The following is a 15479-nucleotide window of genomic DNA, read 5'->3' on the forward strand; positions in this document are numbered from 1 at the left end:
TGCGAGCGGCGGCACCACCCCGCCGTACCGACACCCTTCCGAGGATCGTCATGCACTTGAGCCGTACTCCCTCCGAAGCAGCCGCGATCGCGGCGGTCGACAGCCCGCAGGCCGACGACGGAGAGCCGTCGGAACCCGACCATTCGACCGGCCCGGCCACCGTCCGGGCACTCCCGCTCCACGTACCCGTGCGGCGCTGCTCCAGTGGCTTCTCGCTCCGGGTCTTCCGATCGCCGCTGGGCGACCGTACCGCCGTCGCTTTCACCACGAAGCGGCGGCTTTCCGACGTTCTGGGGACCGATCAGGTCTCCGTCCGCCTCGCGCTGCCCGCCGTGCGCGCGCTCGCGGCGCCGCTCGGGGTGGACCTCGTGTCCGTGGACCCGCAGCTCACCGCCCCGCCGGTCCGTCCCACGGGCCCGCTCACGCTGCCGGACGGGAGCCCTGGCCCGTCCCGCGACTGACGCCGCCCGCTGCCCGCCCCGTCCGCACCGCACGTCACCGAGAAGGCTCCCGTGTCCCTTCCGCTCACCGCATGTGCCCCGGCCCACTCCCCCTCGGGCGTGCCCGTGTGGCCCGCCTCCACACAGCCGCTGCGGACCGGCGGCCTGGCCGTCGGCGGCGTCTCCCTCGCGGAGGTCGCCGACCGCTTCGGCACCCCCTCGTACGTCATCGACGAGGCCGAGGTGCGCGGCCGGGCCCGCGCCTGGCGGGCCGCGCTGCCGGACGCGGACGTCGCGTACGCGGGCAAGGCGTTCCTCTCCCGCGCGATGATCCGCTGGGTCGAGGAGGAGGGGCTGAGCCTGGACGTCTGCTCGGCCGGCGAGCTGGAGCTCGCCGCGCTCAGCGGCTTCCCCGCCGAGCGGATCGTCATGCACGGCAACGCCAAGAGCCCGGCCGACCTGCGGGACGCTTTGCGCCTGGGCGTGGGCCGGATCGTCATCGACAGCACCGGCGAGATCGCCTCGCTCGCCGCGCAGCTGCCGCCGGGCGCCCGCCAGCGGGTGCTGCTGCGGGTCGTGCCCGGCGTCGCGGCGGGCGCGCACGCGGCCGTGCGGACGGGGGTGGAGGGCCAGAAGTTCGGCCTGCCCATCTCGGGCGGGGAGGCCGAGGACGCGGTGGCGCGGATCCTGGCGCAGCCGCGGCTCGAACTGGCCGGGCTGCACTGCCACCTCGGTTCGCAGATCGCCGGCATCGGCCCGTACGTCACCGCCGTCCGCAAGCTCACCGCGCTGCTCGCCCTGCTCCGCGACCGGCACGGGGTGACCTTCCCCGAGCTGGACCTCGGCGGCGGCTTCGCCATCGCCTACCGGGATGGCGACCCGGTGCTCGACCCGGAGCTGTACGCGACGCGGGTGACCGCCGAACTCGCCCTGCAATGCGCCAGGTTCGGCCTGCCGGTGCCCCGGCTCACGGTGGAGCCGGGCCGCTGGATCGCGGGCCCGGCGGGCGTGGCGCTCTACCGCGTGCTGTCGGTCAAGACGACCGGCGGGCACACGTTCGTCGCCGTGGACGGCGGGATGAGCGACAACCCGCGGCCCGCGCTGTACGGCGTGCGGTACACCGTCCGGCTGGCGGGCCGGGCCTCGGGCGCGCCCGCGCGGACCACGACCGTGGTGGGGCGGCACTGCGAGGCGGGCGACGTCCTCGCGGAGGACGTGGAGCTGCCGGGCGACATCCGCCCCGGCGACATCCTGGCCGTCCCGGCGGCCGGGGCGTACCACGTGTCGATGGCCTCGGCGTACAACCTGGTGGGCAGGCCGCCCGTCGTGGCGGTGTCCGAGGGGCGCGCACGGCTGCTCGTACGGCGGGAGACGCTGGAGGATCTGCGCAGCCGGGACGTGGGGGACTGACGGCCGCGCGGGGCCGCGGGGCCGCGGGGCCGCTGGGGCGCCGGGGCGCCGGGCCGCTGGGGGCGCGGCTGGCCTGGGGCTGGGCCCGAGCCGGCACCGGGCACTGGTGTCCCACGGGCCGCTGGGGGCGCCGGGCCGTCTGTCCGCTGGGTCGTCTGTCCGCTGGGCGCGGGGGGTGCCCGGCTGGGGGTGCGGGGACCCGGGCCGGGGAGGCGCTGGGCCGCCGGGCCGTGAGCGCTTGACCGGGGACGTCGGGCGCGGCTCGGCCGGGGACGTCGGGCGCGGCTCACATCGGCCTCATCCGCCACACCTGCCCCGAACGCTTCTTTTGGCCCGTATATCCTGTTCGCGGTCCGAAGCCGAGCGAGAGGGAGTGCGCCCCATGCCCGAGAACCCTCCTCCGCGCCGCGAGCGGTCCCTGCCGAAGAAGCACTCCTGGCTGCGGCCCACGGGTACCCGTGCGAACGGGCCGGGCGGCCGGGCACCGGCGGAGACCACCGCCGGTCCTTCCGCCGACGACGGCGCCTCGAGCGTCGTCCACGCCGCGGTCTACCGCGACGGCCACCGCGCCGCCACCCCCACCTCGCTGGCCGACACCTACCGACAGCTGCGCGAGCAGCCGCAGGGAATGGCCTGGATCGGGCTGCACCGGCCTTCGGAGGACGAACTCCTTTCACTGGCCGAGGAGTTCGATCTCCACCAGCTGGCCGTCGAGGACGCGCTGGAGGCCCACCAGCGCCCCAAGCTGGAGCGCTACGGCGAAACGCTCTTCGTGGTGCTGCGGGCCGCGCGCTATCTGGACGCCCCCGAGGAGGTCGACTTCGGCGAGCTCCATCTCTTCGTCGGCCCCGACTTCGTGATCACCGTCCGGCACGGCGCGGCCCCTGACCTCTCGGCGGTCCGCCGCCGCATGGAGGCCACCCCCGAGCTGCTGGCCCTGGGCCCGGAGGCCGTCCTCTACGCGATCCTCGACGCGGTCGTCGACGGCTACGCCCCCGTGGTGTCCGGCGTGCAGAACGACATCGACGAGATCGAGACCGAGGTCTTCAGCGGCGACCCCGAGGTCTCCCGCCGCATCTACGAACTCGCCCGGGAAATGGTGGAGTTCCAGCGCGCGACCCGTCCCCTGGTGGGCATGCTGAACAACCTCATGGCGGGCTTCGCGAAATACGGCACCGACGACGAACTCCAGCGCTACCTCCGCGACGTAGCCGACCACGTCACCCACACCAGCGAGCGGGTGGACGGCTTCCGCTCCGCCCTCGCCGACATCCTCGCCGTCAACGCCACCCTCGTCACCCAACAGCAGAACGCGGAGATGCGAGCGCTGGCGGAGGCGGGGTTCGAGCAGAACGAGGAGATCAAGAAGATCTCGTCGTGGGCCGCGATCCTGTTCGCTCCCACGCTGGTGGGGACGATCTACGGCATGAACTTCGACCACATGCCGGAGCTGCACTGGGCGGCCGGGTATCCGTTCGCGATCCTGCTGATGGCCGTGGTGTGTGTGAGCTTGTATGTCGTCTTCAAGCGGCGGGACTGGCTGTAGCAGCCAAGACACGCCCCCTTGATCCACTTAACAGCAGCGAATCACGGATCGCGCCCCGGAAGCTGCCCAGTGCTGTGACCGGGAGGGTTCACCGGGACCGGAAGGCGGCTCGGGGGACGAGCGCGCGCGAAACGGCTGGTATTACTGGGGCATGCAGGAAGAGACCGCACGCTCCGCGATCGACACGTTCATCTCGGCGTTCAACGCCTCGGACGACAGCTATGTGACTGCCCTGCTCTCGCAGGCCCTGACCTCGGACGTGGTCTTCTGGGGGCCGTTGGGCCGCAGCGAAGGGATCGGGGCGGTCGAGCGGTTCGTGCTGGACATCCGGCGCCACCCGGCGGGGACCGGCACGATGGTGCGCTGCTCGGCGGTGGACATGCCTGACGAATGGGCCCGTTACCAGTGGGTCTTCACCACGCCCGAGGGAGGCCCCCGCCTGGCGGGAACGGATGTCGTCCACCTGCGACGGAGCCTCATCGACCAGATCATCGTCTTCGCGGGGGAGATCGAGCCGTTCGCCTCCTGAGGCCCGGAACTTCTGGCGCTGTCCTTCTTCTGAACGTGCCCCGTCGGCGTGCGGAGGCCGCGGTTCGCGGTGGGGCAGGCCGCGGGTGCTGAGGGGACGCCTGCCCCGGCGAAAACCCTGGCGCGCGGACCGAGCGGAACCAGGTAACGTCTCTGTCATGTTCTTCCAGACACCGATTTACGAGTGAGAGCGTGACGGGCCCCCGCTGACGTCCTTCGACGTCGCCGCGCCCGTCCCCCACCGATGAATCCGTAGATCACTTCACAGCATCACCGGGAGAACCCGTGACCGACAGCAAGAACATCAACAACCCCGTGGGCCAGGGCGGCGGCCACCGCAAGAAGCTGTCCCGCGCCGAACGGCAGAACAACGGTCCGCACCGCAACCGCGACCGCCAGAATGCCGCCGACCAGAAGGCCGAGCTGGTGCGCAAGATGCGCGAGAAGGCACGCGCGGCCGAGGCCGCCGGGCAGGCGAGTAACGACACCGCGCAGAGCTGACGCACCGCCGCCGCAGGGCGGCACCGCATGGGCAGGGCCCGGACCGCGACGCACGGTCCGGGCCCTGCCGCCCTATCAGGGCACCGCTGCCGTACCGGGCGCGGCGCGGCCTGTACCGCTCAGCGGGATACGGGGGCTGTAGCCGCGAGGGCGCGACGCCTTGATCGGCTTCGCGTACGCGAATGACAGCGGGGGCTGCCGGCCAAGCGCGACACCGGAGGCTGAAGAACGATCAGTCGGCCCACACCCGCGCCAGGCAGCGGCCGGCGTGCGGTGGGGGCGGGTCGGTGAAGGGAGTCCTGCCGTGCAGGATGGCCATGTTGTCCATCAGTAGCAGGTCACCGCGGCGGAGCCGTACGCGCAGGGCCATGCGGGGGTCCGCCAGGACCTCGTCGAAGGCGTCCAGCGCGGCAATCCGAGCGGTGGACAGCGGGAGTCCGTGTTCCTGCTGGCCGCGGGTGATCCAGTAGCGGTTGTACTGCACGCGCAGGCGGCCGTCGCCGCGCCGGAAGACGGGGTAGACGCGGTCGAAGTCCGGCCCGCGGCCGAAGTGGAAGTCCTGGTAGAGGTGGGGCAGGACCTCCGGTCGGGACCTGAGCAGTGCGTTGTGTACGGCGTGGCCGCTCACCAGCACCGATTCGCCGCCGTGGCGCGCCTGGCGGACGCACAGCATGCCCAGCAGCCGCGGAGGCCCGGGGAATCTCGCCCGGTCGGTGTGCGGGGCGAGGTCTGTGTCCGGGCCGTGCGGACGTGCTGAGGGTGCGGGGGTGGGGGCCGCGGCCGTCACCAGGCCGTCGCCCGGGTGGTCCGGGCGCGCGGGGCGCACGTCGCCCAGCGGTGCCATGAACCGCCGGCACGCCTCGACGCACTCGTCATCTGTCAACGTGCCGAGGCCGAGGCCGCGCACCAGGGCCAGCCCGGGGCCGTGGCTCAGGCACCGCGCGGCCCGGGCCACGGCATCGGCACCCTCCGGGCCCCAGGACGCTTCGTCGGTGGCCCGCCCGGGTGCCGGGGCGAGCAGCGAAGGGTGCGACGGGACCAGCCAGTCCCGTTCTTCCAGCGTCGCGCCCTCCCACACGGAAGGCCCCGTGGCCGCGACCGGTATGTCCATCAGCGGGCTCCTTCCAGCCTTGCGGACCCTTGCCGTCCCCGGGCAGACCGGACCGGACATGCGTCACGGCTCCCCATACTGAAGGCAAAAGGACGTCGTAGACCCCTCGTTGGGAGAGGGTGCCCTCCCTCCCGAAAGGCCGGAAGACCGGAAGACCTGAAGACCGGAAGCCAGGCAGGCGCCTCAGGGGCGGACCAGCAGGCCCATGGTGCCGAACGCGTACGACGCCCCGTACTGCTCGTCGCCCCGGAAGGTGGCGACGTAGCCGTTGGTCAGCGTGCCGGCGCTCGCCGTACCCAGGCGGAGGGGTCCGACGCACGAGGCTTCGCCCTCGCCTCCGGTGACGGCGCGACAGATCTCGGTGCCGTCGGGGGTCGTGAACTCCACACGCTTGCCCCTGAGCGGCTTGCCGGTCTCGGCGTCGTTCAGAAAGGCCCTCACGCCGACGGAGGGCGGGAAGAGGTTGGCGTTCGCGTTCTCGGCGACGAGGCGCGTCGCATGCGCTTCGTGGGAACCGTGCTCCCCGTGGGCCGAGGCGGCTTGCGTGCAGGACAGGACCGTCGCGGCGGCGAGGGCCACGGCGCCGAACCAGGACCGTACGGACATCAGGTCTCCTTGAAAGGCGGGTTCCGGAGCTGAATGATCTGCTCCTCATACCGTTCGCCTAACGGTGGGACGCGGCGGAGGTTACGGGGCGAACGGACCGGGCGGCTCGGCGTGCGGCAGGCCAACTGCACGACACCGACGTGGTGTTGACATGGCCGATGCCGGTCCTACAGTTCCCTAGTGCTGTATATGCTGGCGCTGCCCCCGACCGACTCCGTCACCGAGGGCTATCTCCCGGCCGCCGCCCGGCTGGGGCTCGACGTCACACTGCTCACCGACGCGCCCGAAGCGCACCGACGGGCCTATGAGGGCCGCGACGGGGGCGTGTGGCCCCGGATCGACATCGTCCCCTGCGAGGTACGCGACTTCCGCGAGGTGATCGCCCGTATCGGGGCGCTCGGCCGCCGGCCGGAGGCCGTGTTCACCAACAGCGACCACCTCCAGGTGCAAGCGGCGCTCGCCGGCGACTGGTTCGGCCTGCCGGGCAAGAGCTGGCGGGCCGCGCTGCTCACCAAGAACAAGGCGCAGATGCGGCGGGCCCTCGCCGACGCGGGGCTGGAGACCGTATGGAGCGCGGAGTTGACCCGGTCCCGGGAAGCGGAGGATGTCCGGCCGCCCTTCCCTTGCGTGGTCAAACCCCGCGAAGGGGTGGCCAGTGAGGACGCCCGGCTGGTCGAGGACCGGGCGGGACTGCTCCGCCACTGCCGGGACGTGTGGTCCCGGCGGCCCGGCCTGCCCTTGGTCGTCGAGGATTACCTCGCGGGGCCGTTGCGCAGCCTGGAGACCCTGGGGGACGGGCACGTCCTGCACATCCTCGGTTCCTTCCATGAAGTGGATGTCACGCCACCGCACTTCGTCCTGCGGCGCGCCGATCTGCTGCCCGCGCCGACGCACGTGGAGCAGGTCGTCGCGCGGCTCGAGGCCCTCGGTGTCGGGTTCGGCGCCTGCCACACCGAGTTCGTGATCCAGGGCGAGCGGGTCCGCGTGATCGAGGTCAACTACCGCTCCTCCGGCGACCAGGGCGACCTCGGTCTCGCCGAGGCGCTCGGCATCCCCTTGTTCGAGCACATCCTCGGCACCCACCTCGGCCACCCGCTCCCGGCCGGTCTCGGCGTACGGAGAGCGGGCCGGCTGCTCCGTATCGAGACCGTGCATGCCGAGCGCGCCGGAACCCTCACATCCGCACCGGGGGCCACGGAGTGGGACCGGGACGGGGTGCGGCTGGTCTACCGGCCGCAGCGCGAGATCGGCGAGGAGCACCCCCTTCACCACTCCGACCGCGACCACCTCGGCGTCATCCGGGCCATCGGACCCGACCAGGACCGGATCGGACGGGTCGTGGCGGCGTTCCGCGCCGCCCATCGCTGGGAGATCGCGTGACGGCGGAGGAGGACGGAGTCCTCGCCCGGGCCCTCGGCGCCCTGCTGCGGGAGGACCCGTACGGCCTGCGCCCCGGGGCGGTCGTCGAGCGACGGCCCGACGGCGACTGGCTCGTCCTTCCCGGGGTGGACGTTCCCGTACGTCCCGACGGCTTCCAGTGCGAGATCCGGGTGCGCCCGCTCCCCGGCCTCGGTGCCGTGCTGGACCGGCTGCGCGAGGGCGTGGCCGAGCGGGATCTGCCGGGTTTCGACGCCTTCCGCGCCGAATGCGACCAGGCTGTGGCCATGGTCCGGTTGCAGGGTCGGGAGTGGTCGCGCGTGGCCGGGAGGCTGGCCGAGGAGCACGGGCCCGTGGCGGAGTGGACGGGGGTGCGGGGCTCCCTCGCCTTCGAGACGCTGGCCGCCTTCCGGGACCATCCCGTCTACCCCACCGGCCGGGTGCGCGACGGTCTCGACGAGCGCCAGCTCCTCGCGTACGCACCGGAATTCCGGCCCGCGTTCGGCCTGCGCTGGCTCGTCCTGCCGCGTGAGGCGCTGACCCTCGGGCGGCGGGCCCGGCTGCCGCGCTGGTGGCCGGCCCCCGCCTCCCTCGGCCTGGCCCGGCCCGGCGGCGATGACCTGGCGCTGCCCGTTCACCCGCTCACCGCCGAGGGCCCGCTCGCCGAGGCCGTCACCGCCGCCGGCCTCGGCGGCAGCGCGCGGCTGGCCGAGACGGCGTGGCCGGCCGTGGTCCCCACGCTGTCCATGCGGACCGTCGCCGTGGTCGAGGACCCCCGCGTCCACATCAAACTCCCCCTGGCCACGTCCACCTTGGGACGGCTCAACCGGCGCACCATCAAACCAGGTGTCCTGCCCAACGGCGAGTGCGGGCAGCGACTGCTGGCGGAGATCGCCGCTCGCGAGCCCCGCTTCGCCGGCACCGTGCTGCTCACCGATGAACGCACCCACCTCGGCGCGGGCCACGAACTGCTGGCCGCGCTGGTACGCCGCTACCCGCCCGGCCTCGACGGCGCCCATGTGGTGCCGGTCGCCGCCCTGCTGGCCACCTGCCCCGACGGCCGTCCCGTCATCGACGTGCTCGCCGCGTGCCATTACGGGGGCTCGGCGGTCGCGCTGTTCGACGCCTACCTCCGGCTGCTGCTGGACTGGCACACCACCCTCTTCTCCTATGGCGTCGCGCTGGAGGCGCACCAGCAGAACACCTCGATCGTCCTCGACCGCCACGGCGGCCTCCCCCGGATGCGGCTGCTGCTCAAGGACAACGACGGGCCACGCGTGCACCCCGCGCGCCTTGCCGCACGGATCGGCGGGGACGCGGCCGCCGGGCTGCTGGGCTTCACCGACCCCCGGGCCCTGGTCACCGACGACGGCCCGCTGGCCGACCTGTTCACGACCGTGCCCGTGCACCTGTGCGCGGCTGCCCTCGCCTTCGAACTGGCCGAACGCGGCCGGGGCCCCTTGGACACCTGGCTGGGCCTCCTCCGGGACCGGCTCACCGAAGCCGTCGACCGGCTTCCCCCGGGCCCGGCCGCGGTGCTGCGCGCCCGGGTGCTCGAGGCGCCCCGGTTGCCGATCAAGGCGATGGTCACCGCCGGAACGCTGTTCAGCAAGGACCGCTCGGGGGCCGTGGACATCAACAAGCACTACGTCGACGGGCCCAACTACCTGCTCCCCACCGGTCCGGGGCGGCCGGCATGACCGCTGTCCCCCGGGCCGCCGGTGCACGACGACGGCATCGTCAGCCACCGCGCCGGCCTGCCGCTCCGGCGCGGGCGCCGGTGCCGCGCCCACGGCGTATTTCTCCGCGGGAACGCCCCCTCCGGGGGGACTTCCTCCTGGGCCGCGGTCCTCTTCGCCCCTACGCTGGTGGTGGCGGGGCCGGCCCTGACGCCGGGCTCGTGAGCCGGTACCGAGGAGGAGCAGTGGCGGACGAGCCCGAGGCGGTTCACGCACCCGGCGTGCGGCCGCGGAAGCGGAAGTTGTGGTACGAGCTGATCGAGTGCGGGCTGCACGGGCACCGGCTGGAGGGGACCGACGCGGCGCGGGTGCGGCCCGAGGACGCGCTGTTCGTGCGGGAGGCGGCGGGCGGGGTGCGCTGGCACCGGTGTCTGCGGTGTGATGCCTGGCTGCCGCACCCGGCGCCGCGGCGGCCCGGCCGTGAGACGCCGCCGGACCGGGGGGCGGTCGACCTGCCCTTGCGGGGCAGGCCGTTGCGTGACCGGTACGTCCTGCGGCTGATCGCCATCGACCGGATGCTGCACTTCGTGGTGCTCGCCGTGCTGGCGGTCGCCGTGTTCCTCTTCGCCGGGGAGCGCGCCCGGCTGAAGGATCCGTTCTACCGCGTCGTGGACGCCCTGCAGAACGGCGTGGGCGGCCCCAGCGGCCGGTCCGGCCACGGGCTGCTCGGCGAGCTCGACAAGGCGTTCCGCGCGCACACCTCCACGCTGTGGATCATCGGTCTGGTGATCGCGGCGTACGCGGTGCTCGAAGGCGTCGAGGCGGTCGGCCTGTGGCGGGCGCGGCGCTGGGCGGAGTACCTCACGTTCGTGGCGACCACGGTGCTGCTCGTGCCCGAGGTCTACGAACTCACCGGCCGCGTCAGCGCGACCAAGGTCCTCACCCTGATCATCAATCTCGCGGTCGTGATCTATCTGCTCTTCGCCAAGCGGCTGTTCGGCCTGCGCGGCGGCGGGCGCGCCGAGGAGGCCGTACGCGCCCACGACACGGGCTGGCACGCCCTCGAACGCGTCTACCCCGGCCCCGCCGCCTCCCCGCCGCGGACTCCGTGACCCCTGTGCGGCGGCCTCCGAGGCGCGCCGGCGCAGGCCGCCCGCGCCCGCTCACCGCCCCGTGAAGAAGTCCCGCACCCGGCGCCGCCCGCGCGTCTCCGTCGGGTAGTCGTCGTCCGTGTCGTCCGGCCCGTGCAGGACCGTCCAGCGCACGGCCGAGACCGCGGGCTCCAACGAGAGCCTGCTGACGGCCTCTTCGAGGAGGCTGTCGTTGCGGCGCTCGGTGGTGAGGTCGGCGGCGACCATCACCTTGCCCGTTTCCGCGTCACTGCTGTGGACCGAGCGCAGCCGGAAGCCGGGACGGGTGACGGCCTGCACGACGAGGGTGCGGATGTGGGCCTCCTCGGGTTCGGTGCAGACGACCTCGAAGTGGTAGTCGGTGGCCACCTCGACGCCGTGCGAGCCCCGGTCCAGGCCCCGGGCCAGCGGCCGCAGCAGGGTGTTCGCGCCGACCACGCCGACGGTGCCGAGCGCGGCGACCACGTACAGCCCTGTCCCGGCGAGGGCGCCGACCGCGGCCGAACACCACAGCGTGGCGGCGGTGTTGAGGCCGCGGACGCTCAGCCCGTCGCGCATGATGACGCCGGCGCCCAGGAAGCCGATGCCGGAGACGATCTGGGCGGCGACCCGCGAGCCGTCGTAGCCCGTGGTGCTCGTCGCCGCCGCGAAACCGTACTGCGACAGCAGGACGAAGAGGGCGGAGCCCGCCGCGACGAGCGCGTTCGTCCGCAGTCCGGCCATGCGCGCCCGCCACTGGCGCTCCAGCCCGATGATCGCACCGAAGCCCAGGCCGGCCGCGATGTTGGCCGCCATGTGCCACTCATTGACGATGACCATGCCGCACGTTCCTCCTCGTTCTCGTCCGTATCCCTATCGGCCGGTCACAGCCAGGTGCTGAACCGCCGGATGTACCAGGTCTTCACCACCTGGGTGAGCGCGCAGTAGGTGAGCAGGATCCCGGCCAGCCACGGGAAGTAGGCCATCGGCAGCGGCTCCATCGACAGCGCCGACGCCAGCGGCGAGAACGGCAGGAAGATGCCGAGGGCCATCACCAGCCCGGTCATGACCAGCACCGGCGCCGAGGCGCGGGACTGGAGGAACGGGATCCTGCGGGTGCGGATCATGTGGACGACGAGGGTCTGGGAGAGCAGCCCCTCGACGAACCAGCCGGACTGGAAGAGCGTCTGGTGCGCCTCGCTGTTCGCGCCGAAGACATTCCACATCACCAGGAAGGTGGTGATGTCGAAGATCGAGCTGATCGGACCGACGCAGAGCATGAACCGGGCGATGCCCTTGGCGTCCCAGGTGCGCGGCCGCCGCAGGTACTCCGGGTCCATCCGGTCCCACGGGGTGGCCAGCTGGGAGATGTCGTACGCGAGGTTCTGCACCAGCAGGTGGATCGCGAGCATCGGCTGGAAGGGGATGAACGCGCTGGCCACCAGCACCGAGAAGACGTTGCCGAAGTTCGAGCTGGCCGTCATCTTGATGTACTTGATGGTGTTGCCGAACGTCGTCCGGCCCTGCTCCACGCCCTGTTCCAGGACCATCAGGTCCTTCTCCAGCAGGATGATGTCGGCGGACTCCTTGGCGATGTCGACGGCGGTGTCCACGGAGATCCCGACGTCGGCCTCCCGCAGCGCCGCGGCGTCGTTGATGCCGTCGCCGAGGAAGCCGACGGTGTGCCCCTCGGCCTGGAGCGCGCGCACGATCCGGGCCTTCTGCACGGGGTTGGTCTTGGCGAAGAGCGTGGTGGTCCGCACCAGGGCACGCAGCTCGCCGTCGTCGAGGCCGTCGATCCGGGCGCCGGTGACGACCTCGCCCACGTCGATGCCGACGTCGGCGCAGACGCGCGCGGCGACCAGCTCGTTGTCACCGGTGACGACCTTGACCGTGACGCCCTTGTCGGCCAGGGCCTGGAGGGCCTGCGCCGCGTCGGCCTTCGGCGGGTCGAGGAAGGCGAGGAAGCCGAGGAGGGTCAGCTCGGTCTCGTCCGCGACGGTGTAGGCGGTGGGGGCACCTCCCATGCCGTTCAGGCCATGGGGGAGCTCCGCGGGGAGCGTGCGGGTGGCCACGGCGAGGACGCGCAGGCCCCGCCGGTTGTGGTCCTCGGCCGTACGGGTGACCTTCCGGCGCAGCTCGGGGGTGAGCTCCACCCGCTGCCCACGGTCCGTCATGTGGGTGCAGAGCGCGAGGACTTCCTCGACGGCGCCCTTCGTGATCAGGATGTGCTCGCCCGGCCCGGGGGCCGCCGCGAGGCTGTTGCGGCTCAGGACCACCGACATCCGGCGGCGGGCGAAGTCGAAGGGGATCTCGTCGACCATCGTGAAGCGCGCGTCGACGACAACCTCCTCGGCCTCGAGCACCCGGTCGATGACCGCCTGGTCCATGAGGTTGCGCAGTCCGGTCTGGAAGTGGGCGTTGAGGTAGGCGTGTTCGAGGACCTCGGTGTCCTCCTGGCCGTGCACGTCGAGGTAGCGGTCGAGGACGATGCGGTCCTCGGTGAGCGTGCCGGTCTTGTCCGTGCAGAGCACGTCCATGGCGCCGAGGTTCTGGATGGCGTTGAGGCGCTTGACGACGACCTTGCGCCGGGACATGGCGACGGCGCCGCGCGCGAGGTTGGTGGTGACGACCATCGGCAGCATCTCGGGGGTCAGCCCGACCGCGACCGCGAGGGCGAACATGAACGCCTCGTCCCAGTCGCCCTTGGTGAAGCCGTTGATCGCGAAGACGACGGGGACCATGACCAGCATGAAGCGGATCAGCAGGAAGCTGACCTTGCGGACGCCGGTGTCGAAGCTGGTCTGCGGGCGCTCGCCGGCCAGGGAGCCGGCCATCGAGCCGAAGTAGGTGTCGGAGCCGGTGGCGACGACCACGCCGGTGGCCGTGCCGGAGGTGACGGTGGTGCCCATGAGGCAGAGGTTGTCGGCCTCGACGGGGTCGGTGGTGACGCTCTGCCCGTAGTCGTGGGTCCGGGTGTCGGCCTTGGCGACCGGCAGGGACTCGCCGGACAGCGCGGCCTGGCCGGCCATGAGGTCCTTGGCGGTGAGCAGCCGCAGGTCGGCCGGTACGAGGTCGCCGGCGGCCAGGCACACGATGTCGCCGGGGACGACCTGGTCCATGGGGATCTCGACGGTCGTGGGCCGCTCGCCCCGCCCGGCCCGGCGCCGCACGGCCGTGGTCGTGGTGACCAGGGCTCTCAGGGCGGCGGCCGAACGTCCCGAGCGGTACTCCTGCCAGAACCGCAGGGCGCCGCTGACCAGCACCATCGTGGCGAGGATGGCGATGCCCGGGTCGAAGGGCTCGTCGTCGGCGGCCCGGAGCCACTGCCAGAGCATGACGAGGTCGAGCGCGACGAGCACGGCGATGAAGGGGTTGACGAACGCCTTGGCGAGCTGGGTGAACCAGCGGGGCGCGCGCTCGTGGGCGACGACGTTGGCGCCGTGCCGCTCCAGACGGTGGGCGGCCTCGTCGTGCCGCAGCCCCTGCGCGGTAGCGCGCACGTCCTGGAGGACCTGGCTGCCGGGCAGGGAGCTGTAGCGGGCGAGCCGGTCACCGGCCTCGCGGGTACGGGCCTGGAGCTCCGCGGCCTTGCGGTCGCGGCGGCCGCGGCCCGGCGGCGCGAGCTTCTGGGGGGTGAGGGTCGTGTGGGTCATGGCGAGAAACCTCTCTCCGGGCACACGGCGGCGCGACAGCGCGGCGACGCGACGGCACAGCGACATGACGGCATGGCGCGGCCGCGCCGGGGCACGGAAAAGTGAAGGGTGGCCGCGCGACGGGACGGCGAAGAGCGCCCCGGGGCACGGAAAAGGGGAATGCGACGGCCGGGAAGGCCGGAAACACCGAAAAGGGAATGGGCTCGCGACAACGGCGCGGCAATGAACGCCGGAAAAAGGCGTTGCCGCAGGTCAGCTCAGTGGAGAATCAACGGAACGTACGCGCCCGGAAAGGGAGAAGCGGAGCGCCTACGCTCGGCGAGGAGCGGCCGACCGGCTGTAGCGAGGACTTCCCTCGGGACTCCGACTGGTCATCCCGATCACCTCCTCGCTCGTCACGGACAGCACAGGCGCCGCGCCGTGAAAATACGCGTCAATGCGGCCGGAGCGGCACCTTCAGCCTCTAGCTTGCCATAGGAAGTCAACTGGGTCCGCCCCGGGCGGGTAATACGAAGGCCGGACGATGCGCGAAGACGTCGGAAAGGGAATGCGGCTGCCGGGCGGGCGGCGGCGCTGGGCGCGCTGGTGCGCGGGGGTGCTGCTGGTTCCCGTGAGCGCGGTGGCGCTGTGCCGGGCGCTGGGGACCGACGCCTTCACGCCGGTGCCCCAACTCCTCGCGTTCCTGCCGTGGTTGCTGGTGCCGGCCGCCGTCGCGCTGCTGCTGGCGGCGGGCGCGCGGTGGGGCGTCGGCTGCGCCTGGGGGCTGCTCGCCGCCGCGGCCGTCGCCCTCTTCCTCCGCCCGTACGACGCCGTGCCCCCGCCCGCGCCGGGCCCGGTGCGGGCCCAACTGCGCATCCTCACCGCGAATCTGGAGTTCGGCGGCGCGACGCCGGGGCTGCTGGAGGCGCTGCGCCGGGAGAAGCCGGACCTGGTGTCGGTGCAGGAGTGCGCGCCGGAGAACTGCGCGGTCGCCCTCGACGGCCCGGAGGTGCGCGCGGCCTACCCGTACCGCCGGATCGCCGGGAACGGCCGGGCGGAGGGCTCGGCGATCCTGAGCAGGTTCCCGCTGGAGCCGGACGGCGAGGTGCGCGGCACGCTGGCGATGCCGCGGGCGGTGGTGCGCGTGGCGGGGATGGCGCTGCGCTTCCAGGTGGCGCATCCGATGCCGCCGGAGCCCGGCCAGGTGGCGCTGTGGCAGCGGGAGCTGGGGCGGCTGCGGGCCGTGGCCGCCGGGCGGGGCGCGGTGCCCACGGTCATCGCGGGCGACTTCAACGCCACGCAGGACCACGCGGCGTTCCGCTCCGTCCTGGACACCGGGCTGCGGGACAGCGCCACCCTGGCGGGCCGGGCGCGGACGCCGACATGGCCCGCGCTCACCGCGCCGCCGCTGGGCGCGCAGATCGACCATGTGCTGGTCAGCGCCGCGGTCGAGCCGCGCGCGGCGCGCTTTTTGGACCTGGCGGACACCGACCACCGGGCACTGGTGGTCGATGCCGCCCTGCATGGCTGACGAAGT

The 15479-nt window shown here is 72.8% G+C and carries 13 protein-coding genes; 9 read left to right on the forward strand and 4 right to left on the reverse strand.

Annotated elements, in window-relative coordinates; translation table 11 throughout:
* Positions 1-56 precede the first annotated feature (56 nt).
* The 5 genes from ACZ4A5_RS13395 to ACZ4A5_RS13415 all read left to right on the forward strand — a co-directional run bounded on the left by ACZ4A5_RS13395 (position 57) and on the right by ACZ4A5_RS13415 (position 4425).
* Positions 57-461: an SAV_915 family protein gene (locus ACZ4A5_RS13395; RefSeq protein WP_467582158.1), complete on the forward strand. Its 405-nt coding sequence runs from the start codon at positions 57-59 to the stop codon at positions 459-461.
* Positions 462-512: 51 nt separating this feature from the next.
* Complete coding sequence (gene lysA, locus ACZ4A5_RS13400; protein WP_467582159.1) at positions 513-1850, forward strand: diaminopimelate decarboxylase; 1338 nt, start codon at positions 513-515, stop codon at positions 1848-1850.
* A gap of 382 nt (positions 1851-2232) precedes the next feature.
* Positions 2233-3396 (forward strand): magnesium and cobalt transport protein CorA, encoded by a 1164-nt coding sequence (locus ACZ4A5_RS13405; protein ID WP_467582161.1) that lies wholly within the window; start codon positions 2233-2235, stop codon positions 3394-3396.
* Positions 3397-3547: 151 nt separating this feature from the next.
* On the forward strand, positions 3548-3925 hold the full coding sequence (locus ACZ4A5_RS13410) for a nuclear transport factor 2 family protein (RefSeq protein WP_467582163.1): 378 nt from the start codon (positions 3548-3550) through the stop codon (positions 3923-3925).
* Between the two features lie 284 nt (positions 3926-4209).
* Positions 4210-4425 carry a DUF6243 family protein gene (locus tag ACZ4A5_RS13415; RefSeq protein ID WP_467582164.1) on the forward strand — a complete coding sequence of 72 codons (216 nt, stop codon included), beginning with the start codon at positions 4210-4212 and terminating at the stop codon, positions 4423-4425.
* Positions 4426-4657: 232 nt separating this feature from the next.
* Here the strand turns inward: ACZ4A5_RS13415 and ACZ4A5_RS13420 are convergent, their stop codons facing one another.
* Together ACZ4A5_RS13420 and ACZ4A5_RS13425 are read right to left on the reverse strand one after the other, a co-directional pair.
* Positions 4658-5536 (reverse strand): TauD/TfdA family dioxygenase, encoded by an 879-nt coding sequence (locus tag ACZ4A5_RS13420; RefSeq protein ID WP_467582165.1) that lies wholly within the window; start codon positions 5534-5536, stop codon positions 4658-4660.
* 183 nt (positions 5537-5719) lie between these two features.
* Positions 5720-6142, reverse strand: a complete 423-nt coding sequence (locus ACZ4A5_RS13425; RefSeq protein ID WP_467582167.1) for a hypothetical protein — start codon at positions 6140-6142, stop codon at positions 5720-5722.
* A 189-nt stretch (positions 6143-6331) separates the two neighbouring features.
* Between ACZ4A5_RS13425 and ACZ4A5_RS13430 the strand changes: the two genes are divergently transcribed.
* The 3 genes from ACZ4A5_RS13430 (at position 6332) to ACZ4A5_RS13440 (ending at position 10310) form a co-directional block, all read left to right on the forward strand.
* Positions 6332-7522, forward strand: a complete 1191-nt coding sequence (locus ACZ4A5_RS13430; protein ID WP_467582232.1) for an ATP-grasp domain-containing protein — start codon at positions 6332-6334, stop codon at positions 7520-7522.
* Complete coding sequence (locus ACZ4A5_RS13435; protein WP_467582169.1) at positions 7519-9219, forward strand: IucA/IucC family protein; 1701 nt, start codon at positions 7519-7521, stop codon at positions 9217-9219. The genes ACZ4A5_RS13430 and ACZ4A5_RS13435 overlap by 4 nt, the downstream gene beginning before the upstream one ends.
* 224 nt (positions 9220-9443) lie before the next feature.
* On the forward strand, positions 9444-10310 hold the full coding sequence (locus ACZ4A5_RS13440) for a DUF2127 domain-containing protein (protein WP_467582171.1): 867 nt from the start codon (positions 9444-9446) through the stop codon (positions 10308-10310).
* 51 nt (positions 10311-10361) lie between these two features.
* Here ACZ4A5_RS13440 and ACZ4A5_RS13445 read toward each other — a convergent pair whose 3' ends face one another.
* Positions 10362-11147, reverse strand: coding sequence for an MgtC/SapB family protein (locus ACZ4A5_RS13445; RefSeq protein WP_467582173.1), 786 nt, complete (start codon positions 11145-11147; stop codon positions 10362-10364).
* A gap of 44 nt (positions 11148-11191) precedes the next feature.
* Positions 11192-13963, reverse strand: coding sequence for a magnesium-translocating P-type ATPase (gene mgtA / locus ACZ4A5_RS13450; protein WP_467582175.1), 2772 nt, complete (start codon positions 13961-13963; stop codon positions 11192-11194).
* 523 nt (positions 13964-14486) lie between these two features.
* On the opposite strand from mgtA, the gene ACZ4A5_RS13455 reads away from it, so the two are divergent.
* On the forward strand, positions 14487-15473 hold the full coding sequence (locus tag ACZ4A5_RS13455; RefSeq protein ID WP_467582177.1) for an endonuclease/exonuclease/phosphatase family protein: 987 nt from the start codon (positions 14487-14489) through the stop codon (positions 15471-15473).
* Positions 15474-15479: the final 6 nt, after the last annotated feature.

This window comes from Streptomyces sp. NPDC025618 (assembly GCF_055558795.1).

Excerpts from the sequence above, each read along its gene's own strand:
- ACZ4A5_RS13405 (WP_467582161.1), top strand. The coding sequence starts at position 2,233 with ATGCCCGAGAACCCTCCTCCGCGCCGCGAGCGGTCCCTGCCGAAGAAG.
- ACZ4A5_RS13410 (WP_467582163.1), top strand. The coding sequence starts at position 3,548 with ATGCAGGAAGAGACCGCACGCTCCGCGATCGACACGTTCATCTCGGCG.
- ACZ4A5_RS13420 (WP_467582165.1), bottom strand. The coding sequence starts at position 5,536 with ATGGACATACCGGTCGCGGCCACGGGGCCTTCCGTGTGGGAGGGCGCG.
- ACZ4A5_RS13425 (WP_467582167.1), bottom strand. The coding sequence starts at position 6,142 with ATGTCCGTACGGTCCTGGTTCGGCGCCGTGGCCCTCGCCGCCGCGACG.
- ACZ4A5_RS13430 (WP_467582232.1), top strand. The coding sequence starts at position 6,332 with ATGCTGGCGCTGCCCCCGACCGACTCCGTCACCGAGGGCTATCTCCCG.
- ACZ4A5_RS13445 (WP_467582173.1), bottom strand. The coding sequence starts at position 11,147 with ATGGTCATCGTCAATGAGTGGCACATGGCGGCCAACATCGCGGCCGGC.
- mgtA (WP_467582175.1), bottom strand. The coding sequence starts at position 13,963 with ATGACCCACACGACCCTCACCCCCCAGAAGCTCGCGCCGCCGGGCCGC.
- ACZ4A5_RS13455 (WP_467582177.1), top strand. The coding sequence starts at position 14,487 with ATGCGCGAAGACGTCGGAAAGGGAATGCGGCTGCCGGGCGGGCGGCGG.